Source organism: Salmonirosea aquatica (genome assembly GCF_009296315.1).
In the GTDB taxonomy this organism is placed as follows: Bacteria; Bacteroidota; Bacteroidia; order Cytophagales; family Spirosomataceae; genus Salmonirosea; species Salmonirosea aquatica.
Genome location: NZ_WHLY01000002.1, coordinates 3,614,931 through 3,629,897, shown reverse-complemented (window position 1 = coordinate 3,629,897; position 14,967 = coordinate 3,614,931). Strand labels below are relative to the sequence as shown.

Below are 14,967 nucleotides of genomic sequence, written 5' to 3'. Positions count from 1 at the left end.
AATATTAAACTGATCCCTATGAAAAAGATAGTATTCAAGCCCCATAGTTTCTGGATAGCCGCTCTTCTCGTTTTCGTTCAAACCAGCTGTAAAGATGATTTTCTGGTCGAAAAACCGGTTTCAACCCTGACTACCGATTCTTACTACAAAACCGAAGCGGGTTTTGAAGATCTCGTGAAGTCGTGCTACCCGCTGCTGCGCAACATCCATCAGAACAGGGTGCTGGTGCTGAATGGTACCGATATATTTGCTTCCCAAACCGGCTGGAATCCCGCGGCCAACGGTACCATCACCCAGCCCGGTGTATACGATGTATACGATGCCCGGTTCAACGCCGGCCTGGGTGAATTACAAAGCCTGTGGCAACAACTGTACGCCGAAATAGCCCGGACCAACACGGTCATTTCCCGTGCTCCGGGGATTACGACCATGGCGGCGGCGCTTAAAGATGCCCGGGTGTCGGAAGCCAAATTCCTGCGGGCGTTGAGCATGTTCTATGCCGTGCAGCATTGGGGCGATATCCCCATGCCTTTGGAGGAAGTCACCAGCCCCGGCAAGGATTTTCCCAGGGTACCTTCGGCCACGGTATATAAGCAGATCATTACCGACCTGACGGAATGCGAAACCAAACTTCCGGTAACGGCCACCAACTACGGTCGGGTTACGAAGGGTGCCGCTCAGTTTCTGCTGGCCCGCGTGTACCTTACCCGCGGCTGGAACTTTAATAATGCCCTGGGCGGCTCAAACGCTGATTTTGACATGGCGCTGCAATACGCTGACAAAATCATCGATGCCTATCCGTTGGCCGCCAACTACAACGATTTGTTTCCCAAGCGGTCTGAAAATCCTCTGAAACAGTACACGGGCGCGCAGAATGATAAAAATGCGGAAATCGTATTTTCGGTGCAGTACAATTCAGACGTACTTACCAACAAAACGGATCCCGCCTTTACGCAGGATGCCGCGGGAGGGAATGACCTGCACTCCAAATTCGGAGCGAGCGGCGAAGGCTTGCCCGGTACCAAGGGCCGGACGCCCGACTATAACCGCTGCCTGAGCGTGCATAACCCCACGGCGGCTATTTACCGGATGTTCGATCCTGCTATCGACCTGCGCTACGATCATAATTTTGTGGAGGTAGGGTACGCTTTGCAGGCGGTCAACAATTTCAAACCGCTCCCGATCACCAACCCGAGCCTGACGATCAACATTGCGCAGGGCGATACCGTGCTGTACTGCCGTCCGTGGAATAGTCCGGCAACTACCCTGGCGCAGCGCGGGGTGGATTTGGGCGGAACCAAAAAGTACGCTGTGGTCAATACCAATGAATTTGGCGGAGGGTACCCCATCATCAACTCCGGCTTTCAAGTTTCCCAGCCCATGATGTGGAAATTCTGGCAGCCCGGCATTCCTTACGGCGATGCCTTTGGTACTTTCAATGAAATCGTCTTCCGCTCGGCCGAAGCCTACCTGATTGCCGCCGAGGCCATCGTGAAAGGTGCCAAAGGCGGCAAGCTAGGTAGCGCCGATGTGTATTACAACCGCGTGCTCGACCGCGCGCTGGGTGCCAAGAAAGGCGCCGACCCGCTGCGGGCCGCGGCACCCGAAGATCAGACTTCTTTGGCCACGACTTCGTACCGCGCTACGCCGGGTAATGTTACCATTGATATGATTCTGGACGAAAAAGCCCGTGAATTCATGGGAGAATACAGCCGTTGGTTTGATTTGAAAAGAACCGGCAAACTGGTGGAGCGGGTCAAGAAATATAATCCCTGGAAAACCGGTCAGTCGATTTCGGATATACATTACTTACGCCCCATTCCCCAGAGCGAAATTGATTTGTCTTTTCCTAAAATGAGCCAAAATCCGGGCTATTAACCCACGTCAACCAAAAGGTCTGCTTTTTTTCAAAGGGCAGACCTTTTTTTATCTTGGCGTTTTATAACCTGACTTTTTACCAATGCTTTACAAAAAAGCCTACGTACTTGCGCTCGCCGGACTGCTGGTAGCTTCCTCTTCTTTTCGTGAAAAACCCGTCCCCGCCAAAACTGATCCCGTCGATCTGGTGGAACCATTGGTAGATTCGGCCAATTCGCGCTGGTTCTTTTTCAGCTCAGCCACCCGGCCGTTTGGCATGGTCAACCTCAGCCCCGACATGGCCCTGAACGGTGCCTGGAACTCGGGCTACCGCTACAACCAAGATTCCATCAAATGTTTCAGCCACGTGCACGCCTGGCAGATGTCGGGCATTCCGGTGCTGCCTACTACGGGTACCTTCAGGGGGCACCTCGGCCCGGATGCCTACGGCTCGCGCTATTCGCACAAAACCGAACTCGCGAAAGCCGGGTACCACAAGGTAGTTCTGGACGACTATCAAATTACCGCCGAACTGACGGCCACCACCCGCGTGGGTTTTCATAAGTACACCTACCCGCAGGCGGATCAAAGCCATATTCTGTTTGACTTTGCAACGATACTGGGCAACTCGGAGCAGCAGAAAGGCACTATTCACAAAGTAAGTACCACCGAGCTGGAAGGCTATACCGTGATGGCTCCTACCTCCCGCCGTCCCAAACCTTTCACGGTATACTTTGTGGCAGTTTTTGATAAACCCTTTGAAAAATTCGGCGGCTGGAAGGAGGGTAAGCTCGTTACAGTTGAAGATAAAATCGAAGGCGAGAAAACCGGAGCTTACGTCAGCTTTCCGACCAAAAAAGGCGAAGTCCGCCAAATGAAGGTGGCTATTTCGTACGTAAGCACCGAGCAGGCCCGCCTCAACCTGACCACCGAGCTACCTCACTGGAACTTTGACAGAGTCCGCACCGAAGCCCGCGCCGACTGGAATAATTGGCTGGGACGCATGGAAATCGAAGGAGGTACTTTAACCGAGCAAAGGCGTTTCTATACCGATCTCTGGCATGCCCTCCAAGGAAGGCGCATCGTGAGCGATGTCAACGGTAAGTACCTCGACATGACCGGCCCGGAGCGACGCATCGGGCAGATTCCGCTCGGCCCCGACGGCAAACCTAAATTCAACCACCACAATTCCGATTCCTTCTGGGGGGCCCAATGGTCGCTCAATATCCTGTGGCATTTGGTGTACCCCGAAGTATCCGAGTCTTTCGTCAACTCCATGCTGCTGATGTACGACGACGGCGGACTGATTCCGCGTGGCCCTTCCGGGGGTAACTATACGTACGTCATGACGGGTGCTTCCTCCACGCCCTTTATTGTGAGTGCCTGGCTGAAAGGCATTCGCGGCTTCGACATCGACAAAGCCTACGAGGGCATGCGCAAAAATCATTTTCCGGGTGGCATGATGAGCAAAGCCGGTTACGAACACAACACCTTCAAGGGCGGAGGTATCGAAGCCTACATGGAGCGGGGCTACGTACCCCATCCGCTGTACAAGCGTCGGTATGGTGGCCATCAGGACGGCTCGGCCCAAACGCTGGAATATGCCTACCAGGATTTCGCGCTCGGACAACTGGCCCACCAACTCGGTAAAAAGGACGATTACGCACTCTTCACAAAAAGGGCCGAAAACTATAAAAATATCTGGCATCCCGAACTGGGCTGGATGTGGGTGCGCGACACGACCGGAAAGTGGACCGAGCCGGTGGACATTCTGCGCTACGATCACGGCTGGGAGGAAGGTAACGCCGCGCAGTACACCTGGTTTGTACCGCATGATGTCAAAGGTTTGGCAAATCTGATGGGAGGGCGCGAGGCGCTTGTTGCCAAACTAAACGATTCCTTTGAAAAAGCGGAAAAGCATGATTTTGTTTCCGGCAAATCGCACGACCAGGAAACCCTGGAAGAACTGCGGCGTGTGTACATCAATTACGGCAATCAGCCCTGCATGGAAACACCCTGGTTGTTCAACTACGTGGGCGCTCCCTGGCTTACTCAGCACTGGACCCGGCAAATTATCGACAAAGTATACAGCGGTATTTCGCCCCAGGAAGGATACAGCGGCGACGAAGATCAGGGCCTGATGGGATCGTTGGCGGTGTTGCTGAAAACGGGCCTTTTCTCGACCAACGGGGGTACCTCCGGGAAGCCGTTCTACGAAATATCGAGTCCGTTATTTTCTAAAATCACCATTCATCTCAACGCCCGCTACTATCCGGGCAAAACCTTTACCATCCAAACGCAGGGCACAGGAAGGTACATTCAATCGGCTAAGCTAAATGGCAGCGCCCTCGACCGCCCCTGGATGTGGCACGAAACAGTAGCCCAAGGGGGAACGCTGACTTTACAAATGGGTACCACTCCCAACAAGAGCTGGGGTACCCGTCCGCAGGATGCACCTCCTTCAATATCTGAATAAAATCCTATGAAACGAAGAGAATTTGTCCAATACAGTGTGGCTGGCCTTTGTGCCGTCCCTAGGTTATCCTCCATGGCTTTCCGCTCACCAGTGCAAGCCGGCAAGAAACCCGACTGGCTACTGACGCTTATACAAACCAATGATTCCCAACTGGAAAGGCTCCGCGAATACCGGGTACCTGACCCCCAAAGTCCGGCTTACGGTGGCTATGTGGACGGGGCCGAAATCCCCAATCCGCATTCGACGGTAGGCTTCATCCGCACGGCAGGCTGCGCGCTGGCCACGCCCGAAAGCAAGTTCTACCGCTCGGAAGCCATTGCCAAAGAAATGGAGGAAGCCCTGAGGTACCTGCTGAAAATCCAGCATTCCGATGGTACCATCGACCTGCTTTCCACTAATTTTCACTCCACACCCGATACAGGCTTTGTGGTCAAATGGCTGGTGCCGGTGTACACCATTATCCGCCGGGAAGACGCCACCCGATACGCCGCTCAGCTGGAACTCCTGAAAAGCTTTCTGCAAAAGGCGGGCGAAACGCTGATCGTCGGTGGAATCCATACGCCCAACCACCGTTGGGTGGTATCGGCCGCACTGACCAAGCTGAACGAGGTATGGCCCGACCCGCGCTACATGGCCCGGATCAATGAATGGCTGGGCGAACACATCGACATGGATGCTGACGGACAGTACGACGAAAAAAGTACCCTCATCTATTCACCGCTGACTAACCGGGTGCTCATCACCATTGCCAAAGGCATGAACAAGTCCGAACTGTTGGAGTACGTCCGGCGCAATCTGACCATGACGGCCTACTACGTCCACCCCAACGGCGAGGTAGCCACCGATGCCTCGGGACGACAGGACAAAGCCGCCGTAGGTACCCTGGAAGGCTACTACTACCCCTACCGTTTTATGGCTCTGCATGACAGGAATGGCGCTTTTTCGGCCCAATGCAAAAGCATAGAGGCCACGGTTCTGGAAAAGGCGTACTCGCAGTTGTCATACTTTCTGGAGGATCCTTCGCTGTGGCAGGAGTTGCCCTCCCCTACCTCCCTACCCGTGCAGTACGCCAAAGCCTTTCCGGCCTCGGGCCTGGTGCGCATCCGGCGGGGCAATTGGGACGCGACCGTCATCTCCCAAAATCCGACTTTCCTGACATTTCATAAAGGCCGCGCGGTGTTGCAGGGCATTCGGTTTTCGGCTTCGTTTTTTGGAAAAGGACAGTTTCAGGGTACCGAGATCCGGCAGGAAGGGAAAGACTACGTCATGGAGCAAAAACTCGACGGCCCCTACTACCAACCCTATCCGAAAGATTCCATCTCACCGGATGGCGACTGGAACAAAATGCCCCGAAGCAACCGGAAACAGAGCGAAGTACAGCACCTGACCTCGACCGTGCGGATTCGGGAAATAAGCGACGGAGTGGAATGCGACATCGAAATCACGGGTACGGATGGCGTTCCGGTTTCGGTAGAGCTTATTTTCCGGGAAGGCGGCTCGTTCAAAAATGTAATACCCGTCACCTCCGAAAAAGACACTTACCTACTCAAAACAGCCGAGGTAGGTACCTATACTTTACAGAACAACACACTGACGTTCGGACCGGGACTGGCTCAGCACAAGGGTATCCAACTACGTGGTGCGCTGCCCCGCATGAGTAGTCCTACGGTATACCTGACAGGTTTTACCCCCTTCCGGCATACGCTTCGGCTTTCCTGATCTATACTATATACACACGATCATATATTCTGCGGCTTTCCTGCTATACACACACGATGAAAAACCGGTATTCAGACACCTTAACGTACTTGCTCATGCTGCCGGTGCTACTTATTGGTAGAAGAGGAAACGGACAGTCTGTGAATGCCTATCCGAAGGGTACTTTGGTGTATGAAAACACCTTTTCATCCCCCGAATCGGTGAAAGGCTGGGTGATGGAAGGGCCAGGAACGGTACAGGTACAGGACGGATGGATGGAATTGTATTCTGAAAACAAAGAGTACCATCACGTCTACTGGTGTCCCGAAGACTTCCCGGCCAATTTCGTAGCCGAGTGGGATGCCCAGAACCTGGATAAGGACGGTGGGTTAATCATCCTATTTTTCTCCACCCAAGGGATACACGGCGAGGGCATTTTTGATCCTTCGCTTCCCAAACGCGACGGCACCTTTGCGCACTACACCAAATCGGCCCTCGACTGCTACCATATCTCCTACTACACCGATAATCCCGAAAACACCGAGCGAGAACTGGCGCATCTGCGTAAGAACAAAGGTTTCAACCTGGTGTACCAGGGCCCCGAAGGCATTCCCAAAGATTCCGAAGCCATTCACCACCTGACTTTGACCAAAGACGAGGGCCACATCCAACTCTTCATCGACGACCGTAAAGTCATAGACTGGACCGACGATGGAAAAACGTACGGTAAAGTCCTGGGCAAAGGCAAAATGGGCTTTCGCCAGATGAAATGGTCCCACTTCCGATACCGGAATTTTAAAGTGTGGGAGTTGGGGAAGGAGTGAGGTTAGAATAGAATTACACTCAAAGTAACTGCATACCTAACGGGAGGGAGATGCAAAAATATTTCAGCATTCTCATAAGCCGACCTGAAATAAATGACCAGTGTGCGGCTGGTTAGCGCAGGGGCATTTATTTCCAGAGGCGTTGAGAGTGCGGGGCCGCCCGGCCGTGAGGGCAAACGTTTACCCTGCTTACCAAGTGGAAGTAAGTCAAAATAACTATGGATAAATCAGTTAAATGGATGGTGGTATTGGCCTTTCTGGGAGCACCCCCTCTCCTCGCCCAACACCTCCCCGCGCCCTTCCACCGCCACCAAACCTACCCCATCCCTTCCGGTGGAATAGCCGTTGACTTTAACCCTACTGCCCTGCGCTGGCCGTTTGAAAAGGGCAAAAATGTCCAGTATGACGTACGCCTGTCGCAGGATTCGACTTTCCGAAAAGAACCCGTGTACCGGCAGGAAAAAACCGAGTGGGCGATGTACAACCCTCACCAGAAATTAGGTACCGGTACCTGGTACTGGCAATATCGCAAAACGGGGGGTACCTGGTCGAAACGAATCCATTTCAACGTAACGAGTCAGGCACTACCGCTGGTTTCGCCGCCGCCTACTGCCTTGCTGGCCGCAGTGCCGAAAGACCATCCCCGTCTGCTAGCGCACGGTGCGGAAATCACCCAGCTACGGAATCGCCCAAAGAATGAGGATATCGAGGCTATCCTGGCCGAAGCGGAAGAAGCCTTGAAGCAGCCCCTTCCCAGAGAAGACGAAGGCATAGCCGGGAATCTGATAGGTGATGAGCAGAAAAACAAACAACTCATCAAACTGGCCAGTCTGTATTTGGGGAACCGCGTGTATTACAACGTTTCCAGTCTTTGCCAGGCGTATATCCTGACCCGTGATGAGCGTTTCGCCGAAAAAGCCCTGGCCATTGGGCGCACGATTGCGCCCTGGGACCCCGACAAGGTGACGCGACTGAGCGACTTTGGCGACGCCCGGTTTATGCTGTCGCTGGCGCTAATTTACGATACTTTGTATGATCGGCTGACACCCGAAGAAAAAGCAAGTTTCCGGAAGGGAGTACGTCTTCGCGCCGAAGATTTTTATCAAGACTGGAAAAATAACATCGAAGTACGGGTACTGAGCGCGCACGTCTGGCAGCACATTCTGCACTATTTTTTCCAGACCGCATTGATCATGCACGGCGACGAGCCCGCTGCCGCTACCTGGCTCAGCTACGCCTATGAGCTATTCCTGGCGCGCTCGCCCATTCTCGGGGGCTGGACGGGGGCTGGGTCAACGGCGCGTCCTACTTCCGCATGAATATGGAAACGCTGCTCGACATTCCAATTTTCATTAAAAAATACACGGGCTTCGATTTTATCAACGCCCATCCCTGGTACCAGAAACAGATTGACTGGATGGTGTACGGGATGCCACCCGGCTCGGCCGCCGATGGCTTTGGCGACAACAACGAAACCATCCACAGTCCGGGCATCGAGTACGTAGCTTTTGCAACGGAAATAGCCAAGCTCACGCAGTACCCGATGGCGGCCTGGTACGCAACCCGATGCCGGGAATACGAATCGGTAGACTTATCCCAAAAAAACATCCTGCGGTGGTTCCGACTCACCAAAACGGCCGGTTTACCCCTACCGGAATTCGAACCAAAGCCATTGCCGATGGCGCAGCTATTCAGCGAAACCGGGGTGGTAGCCCTGCACACGAATCCCATGCAGACCGAGAAAGATCTGATGGTTTCCATGCGGTCGAGTCCGTTTGGATCGTACGGCCACATGATTGCCGACCAGAACACCTTCAATATTCTGTACGGCGGGGAGAAAACCTTCTACCGGACAGGCTACAAAATCGACATGAACGACCCGCACCGGCTAGGCTGGAACAAACATACCAAAGGCAATAATGGTATCCTGATCGATGACGAAGGACAACCGTTCAGCACCGAAGCTTTCGGAATGCTGACGCGCTTCGTGCAGGGCAAGCGGCTGGCCTACGCTAAAGGCGACGCCACTAATGCCTACCAAAGCGACGAAACCCAAGAAAACTATGGCCTCAAAAAATTTGATCGGCACCTGTTGCTCCTGAAGCCGGGCATCGTGGTCGTGTACGACGAGCTAGAAGCCGAAAAACCGGTCAACTGGTCGTGGCTGATCCACAGCATGAAACCTACCCAATTGGACACCATTCAGAACCGGTTCAGCTCACATTTCGAAAAGTCCGAAGGTACCGGTAGGTTGTGGAGCAGCCAGCCGGTAACCTGGGCGGTGGCCGATACGTTCGAAATTCCAGCCGTCAATGTCATCGGTAAAGTAGATGAAGAAGGTGAGGAAATCGCTTACGAAAACACTCAATGGCATCTCAAAGCGACCAGTAAAAAGTCTAACCATATCAAATTCCTCTCCATAGTAGAAGTAGGTGAGGGTACCTTACCAACAATAATCCATTCCACCGGCCCGGATGGGTGGGTGACGGTGCAGGTAGGTGACTGGCAAATCAAAGCGCAATTAGGATCAGCAGCACCGGCTGAACTGGGCGTCACCGAAGCCCGTGAAAGTACAGCCTTCACAATTAGCGGGTCCTCCATCGACCTGAAAGGAAAAACCTACCAAGGTACCCTGCCGTCGAGTACCAAACTGGCAGAATGGCACGAGGGAAAACCCCGCTTCGTAGAAACGGCCGATGAATGGCCGGCTTCGGTACAGCAGGTACTTTTACAAAACAAATAAGGTCTATGAATCCTAAAAGCACACGCCTTTTACTCCTCCTGGCCCTGGGTTTAGTAGTAGGAAGTAGCCATCGCCCGGCCCATTTGCCCCAGGCTACGCCGCCTAACATCATTTTCATCCTCACCGACGACCAGGGCTGGACTTCGCTGTCGTCGCCCATGGACACGGGGGTACCTGAGTCCGCCAGCGACTACTACGAAACCCCCAACATCGACCGACTGGCCCGAGCCGGCATGCGGTTTACGCGAGGGTACGCTCCGGCCGCCATTTGCTCGCCGACCCGCCGCAGCATTCAGTTTGGACAAACGCCCATCCGGCAGGGGGATGAAGAGTTCCCCGCGCGTTACCGGCCCGGCGGCCAAGCGCCGCGTTCCATTCCGCAGGTACTCAAAGCCATTGATCCCCGGTACCGGGCGGCTCACCTGGGCAAGTGGGACTTCCGGGCCGAACTAGTACCCGAACAAGTAGGCTATGATCTGAGCGACGGCGACACCCGTAATGGCAACGGAAATCTGGTACAGGTGAAAGGCGACAAGTGGGATGAACACTACCTCACCGAAGACCCTAAGAAAATCAATACGCTGACGGAGCGCGCCATTGCATTCATGCAAAAACAGACCTCCGCCCAGGTACCTTTCTACCTGCAGCTTTCGCACTATGCCACCCACGTGAATATGGAAACCAAACAGGCTACTCTCGATCATTTCTCTAAAAAAAAGGCAGGGAAGCGGCATTCCAATCCGGCCTGGGCGGGGATGCTGTTTGACCTAGATACGGGCATTGGTGAGATTCTGGACGAGGTAGAGAAGCTGGGCATTGCAGACCATACTTACATTTTTCTGATGGCCGACAACGGCGCCGTCGAGTTTTTGCCCCCCGTCAAAAACCGGCTCGATCACCCCTCGAAATTCAAAGAACCCATGCGCAACTATCCGCTGCGGGGTGGCAAGTGGGTACTGTACGAAGGGGGAATCCGGGTACCTTTCATGGTCATGGGACCCGGCATCAAGGCCGGAAGTCAGTGTGAGGTACCCGTCATTGGCTGGGATTTGCTCCCCACTTTCGCCGAACTCGCCGGAGGTACCCCCATGCCGGAAAAAGGTCGTGATGGCGGTAGTTTTGTGGCTTTACTCAAAAATGCGGGCCAGGGTCCCGTCAACCGCCCTGTCCAGGACTTTTACTTCCACCGCTACAACGCGGGGTACCCACATTCGGCTATTATTTCGGGCAATGACAAGCTGGTTCATTTCTGGAAAACGGGCAAAACCGAATTATACGATCTGGAAAACGATAAAGGCGAATTAGTGGATTTGTCGACCAGGAATCCCGCCAAAGCCAAAGCACTGGATGCCCGGCTTCTGAACTACATCAAACAGCATAACCCTGGTTTGCTGACTGCCTACACCAAGAAGTCTCAGCCAAAAGAAAAACCGGAGGATTGAGTTTCGTCAGAAATAGCGGGTATTTTTTGTAGTAAACCGTATTTTCTCTGCGAAATCCAGCGACAAATTCGCTCTGCGCTTGCTGCGGTTAAAAAATAAAACCATCTTACTCCTCTTTATGAAAAACATAATTCCAATCCTGTTTATCGGTTTCCTTACCCTAGCTTGCTCCAAACCCCAATCGGCTACCGATCGCCCGCCCAATATCGTCTATATCCTTGCCGACGACCTGGGTTATGGCGATATTGCGGCTTTTAATCCCAAAGGGAAAATTAAAACTCCCAACATAGACCGGCTGGCCACCGAGGGAATGCGTTTCATGGATGCGCACTCGCCTTCATCGGTATGTACCCCCACGCGCTACGCGCTCATGACGGGCCGCTATCCCTGGCGCAGCCGCCTGCCCGTGGGCGTCCTGCGCGGGTACAGCCGCAGCCTCATCGAACAGGACCGACTGACGGTACCTGCGCTCTTGAAAAAAGCGGGCTACCAGACCGGCATGGTAGGCAAGTGGCACCTGGGCGTCGACTGGATTTCGAAGCCGGAATTCGCCGCGTTGGAAAATCAACCGCTGTACGGGATTAAAGAAGAGATGAACCCCGATCACATTGACTTTACCAAGGTACCCCAGCACGGCCCTACGACCCTGGGATTTGATTATACGTTTTTCCTGCCCGCCTCGCTGGATATGCCGCCCTATGTGTACCTCGAAAACGATAAACTCACCGAGCTACCCACCGCCCGTACCGAAGGCAACAGCCTCAATTCGGGTTATACCGGGCCTTTCTGGCGGGAAGGAGCCATGGCACCTTCCTTCGATTTCTTTGGCGTGCTGCCTACCTTCGTCAACAAAGCCAATGATTTCCTGAAAAAACAAACCACCGAAAAGCCGTTCTTCCTGTACCTGGCTCTGACGGCTCCGCACACGCCCTGGATGCCGACCGACGACTACCGGGACCAATCGGCGGCGGGCGAGTACGGCGATTTTGTGCAGATGGTGGATGCCAAAGTAGGTCGCGTCCTGCGCACCCTCGATAGCCTGGGGATGAGTGAAAATACCGTGGTTTTCTTTGCCAGCGACAACGGTCCGTTCTGGCGTCCGGCGTTCAGTGAGCGGTTTGGCCATAAAGCGGCGGGCGAACTGCGCGGCATGAAGGGCGATGCCTACGAAGGCGGACACCGGATTCCGTTTATTGTGCGCTGGCCCGGCCGGGTCAAGGCCAATACCGTAAGCCATGCCACCACTACGCTGGCTAATCTGCTGGCTACGTGCGCGGACATCCTGGGGGTACCTTTTCCGGATACCAGCGTCGAGGACAGCTACAGCATCCTGCCCGTGCTGGAAGGCAAGGCCAGCACCGTACCTCAGCAACCCGCCGTGGTACACAGTGCCTCCAACGGTTTTTTCGCCATTCGGCAAGGCCCCTGGAAACTGATCGAGGGGCTGGGTTCGGGCGGATTTACCGAGCCTAAGGTAATCCAACCTACCCCCGGACAGCCCGCCGGCCAACTCTATAATCTGGAAAATGACCTATCCGAAACGGAGAATGTATACCAAAGGTACCCTGACAAGGTAAAGGAACTGACCGAACTCTTAAACCAAATCCGGGAAAGCAAAGCCCGGAAAACAACTCAGCCCTAGAATTGGAGCAGGTTTTCGTGGAAATGCCACGATCGATAAATCATTTTTTACGACTCTTCGTCCTCCGAATCCTTCCTTTGCGCGCGGATCGCATCGGCCAGTTTGGCCGGAGCTACTTCGCAGTAAGCCGCTGCAAGGGCATCCGTCAGCATTTCTTCGGGTACCCGCGTCAGGTCGATCTGCGTCCAACCCTGTTTGCCCCATTTGTTGGGTACCGCGTAGACGATCGTCGGATCATAAATTGTGAAAAGATCCTGATCCTGTGCGGATAGCTTGAGGGTAGCCCGCTGCTGTGGCGCATTCAGGGTAGCAAAGATTTTTTTACCCACCCGAAACGATGTTTTGTCAAAATGAGGTTGCTCCGTGGTTTCGGGAAACGAGAGGGCTATTTGACGAACGTAGTCGGGAGTAGGCATTACTGTATGGAATTATAGTATCATCCCTGCAAATTTAAAAAATAATTTTAAATTTGCAGGGATGATACAGCGGTTATTAGAAAACAAATTAGGCCTTTCACTGGAACAGTTTCCGGTAACGGGAATCATTGGTCCCCGGCAGGTTGGTAAAACAACGCTAGTCCGTCAATTACAGACTGACAAGGATTTGGTTTATTTGGATTTGGAAAGGAATTCGGACCTGAATAAGCTGCAAGCCCCCGAATTATTCCTCACGCAGGTAGCCGACAAAACGGTAGTTCTGGACGAAGTCCAGCATCTGCCCGAACTATTTCCGCTCCTGCGCTCTCTGGTCGATGACGACCGGCGGGCGGGTCGGTTCGTAATTCTCGGGTCGGCTTCGCCGCCGCTACTGCGGCAGAGTTCGGAAAGTTTGGCGGGACGCATCAACTACCTGGAAATGTTTCCGCTTAACTTACTGGAAGTCGAACATCAGCTCACCTGGCAACAGTTGTGGCTGCATGGCGGTTTTCCGGAGCCTGCCCTATCGGGCAAACCCACTTTCGTCCAAAGCTGGTACCGAAACTTCATCCAAAGTTACGTCCAGCGTGATCTACCGCTCTACGGCTTGCCTGCCGATCCGAAAACGACCCGACAATTGTTGCAAATGATTGCCTCGGTCCATGGCGGCCTATTGAACTACAGTATGTTTGCTAAATCGCTCGACCTTTCGGTTCCGACCATAAAGACCTACCTCAGTTTTCTGAACAATGCTTTCCTGACGACGCAGATCGCGCCCTGGCATACCAACCTAAAAAAACGCCTGGTCAAATCGCCGAAACTGTACATCCGTGACTCAGGTATGCTACACTATTTAACTGGAATCAATGATTTTGAGAGTCTTATGGGAAACGTCCGGGTAGGCAATTCCTGGGAAGGTTTCGTCATCGGTCAAATCGCGTCGATACTGGAATCAGACGATGAATTGTACCATTACCGAACCCAGGATGGAGCCGAGATAGACCTGCTCGTTCGGCGGAACGACCGCTGGCTGCTGGCCGCTGAAATCAAGCTTACCAATTCGCCAACCCTCACCAAAGGTACCCACCTGGCTATGCAGGATTTAGGCATAGATCACTTGCACGTCATCACGCCCAGTGCCGACACCTACCCGATTGCTGAAAAAATTACGGTTATAAGCTTAGGAAGTGTGTTGGAAAAATTGAAGGGGTAGGACAATCTACGGGTTTTAATACAGACTCGAATTAGTTCCGTATTTACTCTACCTTCATCGGCGGCCCCACGACCTTCATGTCGTGCTCGGCAAAAATGCTGGCTACCTCGGCAGGGGTAGGTTCATGGTCCAGCGCGGCCATTGCCACAAAAAATTCTTCCAGCTTTCCTGCAGGTTGCATGATGACCGTCATGCGGCCGCGCTCCGCAATCTGTACCCAGGCGTGGGGTACGTTGCGGGGCAGAAAAATAGTGTCGCCCGTTTTTAGCTCGTGTTTCGTTTCCCCTACTTGAAAATGGTATTCGCCGTCGAGGATATAGAATATTTCGTCCTGATTAGGATGGACATGCAGAGGAACCCCGCGTTTGGGCGACAGACTGGTTTGTTCAAAAATAGCCAAATCGCCGTTGGTATCCTTGCCTGATACTTTTACATCCAGAATATTCTGGTTAACTCCTTTCAGTTGGATGTGTCCGTGGTACCTACCCTCGCCTGCTTTGGCTACAATGCCCTGATCAGAACGAATCGAACGACTGAAAAGTGAATGGGAGGCCACAAGGGTACCTAGCGCGGAAAGGAAAAATCGCTTTCTTTTCATGACCATCCAGAATTTTGAAATTGGGGAAATCGGACCGGTGAACTGGGTATAAAGTTAT

Annotated in this window: 11 protein-coding genes; 9 read left to right on the top strand and 2 right to left on the bottom strand. The window is 53.4% G+C overall.

Translation table 11 applies throughout. From position 1 onward, the window contains the following. The first annotated feature begins 18 nt into the window (after positions 1-18). The 8 genes from GBK04_RS16125 (at position 19) to GBK04_RS16090 (ending at position 12,682) form a co-directional block, all read left to right on the top strand. Positions 19-1,878, top strand: coding sequence for a RagB/SusD family nutrient uptake outer membrane protein (locus tag GBK04_RS16125; RefSeq protein WP_152761390.1), 1,860 nt, complete (start codon positions 19-21; stop codon positions 1,876-1,878). A gap of 82 nt (positions 1,879-1,960) precedes the next feature. After that, positions 1,961-4,333, top strand: a complete 2,373-nt coding sequence (locus GBK04_RS16120; RefSeq protein WP_152761388.1) for a GH92 family glycosyl hydrolase — start codon at positions 1,961-1,963, stop codon at positions 4,331-4,333. A gap of 6 nt (positions 4,334-4,339) precedes the next feature. Then, positions 4,340-6,052 carry a hypothetical protein gene (locus GBK04_RS16115; RefSeq protein WP_152761386.1) on the top strand — a complete coding sequence of 571 codons (1,713 nt, stop codon included), beginning with the start codon at positions 4,340-4,342 and terminating at the stop codon, positions 6,050-6,052. A 56-nt stretch (positions 6,053-6,108) separates the two neighbouring features. Beyond that, positions 6,109-6,855: a DUF1961 family protein gene (locus GBK04_RS16110; protein ID WP_152761384.1), complete on the top strand. Its 747-nt coding sequence runs from the start codon at positions 6,109-6,111 to the stop codon at positions 6,853-6,855. Positions 6,856-7,073: 218 nt separating this feature from the next. Continuing rightward, positions 7,074-8,174, top strand: coding sequence for a DUF4962 domain-containing protein (locus GBK04_RS16105; protein ID WP_152761382.1), 1,101 nt, complete (start codon positions 7,074-7,076; stop codon positions 8,172-8,174). Further along, positions 8,171-9,598 carry a DUF4962 domain-containing protein gene (locus tag GBK04_RS16100; RefSeq protein WP_152761380.1) on the top strand — a complete coding sequence of 476 codons (1,428 nt, stop codon included), beginning with the start codon at positions 8,171-8,173 and terminating at the stop codon, positions 9,596-9,598. The genes GBK04_RS16105 and GBK04_RS16100 overlap by 4 nt, the downstream gene beginning before the upstream one ends. A 5-nt stretch (positions 9,599-9,603) precedes the next feature. Continuing rightward, positions 9,604-11,040: a sulfatase gene (locus tag GBK04_RS16095; protein ID WP_373331031.1), complete on the top strand. Its 1,437-nt coding sequence runs from the start codon at positions 9,604-9,606 to the stop codon at positions 11,038-11,040. 118 nt (positions 11,041-11,158) lie between these two features. After that, complete coding sequence (locus tag GBK04_RS16090; protein ID WP_152761376.1) at positions 11,159-12,682, top strand: sulfatase family protein; 1,524 nt, start codon at positions 11,159-11,161, stop codon at positions 12,680-12,682. 47 nt (positions 12,683-12,729) lie between these two features. Here the strand turns inward: GBK04_RS16090 and GBK04_RS16085 are convergent, their stop codons facing one another. Beyond that, entirely contained in the window at positions 12,730-13,098 is a 369-nt protein-coding gene (locus tag GBK04_RS16085; RefSeq protein WP_152761374.1) for an MmcQ/YjbR family DNA-binding protein, read from the bottom strand. 61 nt (positions 13,099-13,159) lie between these two features. Here GBK04_RS16085 and GBK04_RS16080 point away from each other — a divergent pair, with 61 nt between their 5' ends. Continuing rightward, positions 13,160-14,311, top strand: coding sequence for an ATP-binding protein (locus GBK04_RS16080; protein ID WP_152761372.1), 1,152 nt, complete (start codon positions 13,160-13,162; stop codon positions 14,309-14,311). 43 nt (positions 14,312-14,354) lie between these two features. Here GBK04_RS16080 and GBK04_RS16075 read toward each other — a convergent pair whose 3' ends face one another. Next, on the bottom strand, positions 14,355-14,909 hold the full coding sequence (locus GBK04_RS16075) for a cupin domain-containing protein (protein WP_152761370.1): 555 nt from the start codon (positions 14,907-14,909) through the stop codon (positions 14,355-14,357). Positions 14,910-14,967 lie beyond the last annotated feature (58 nt).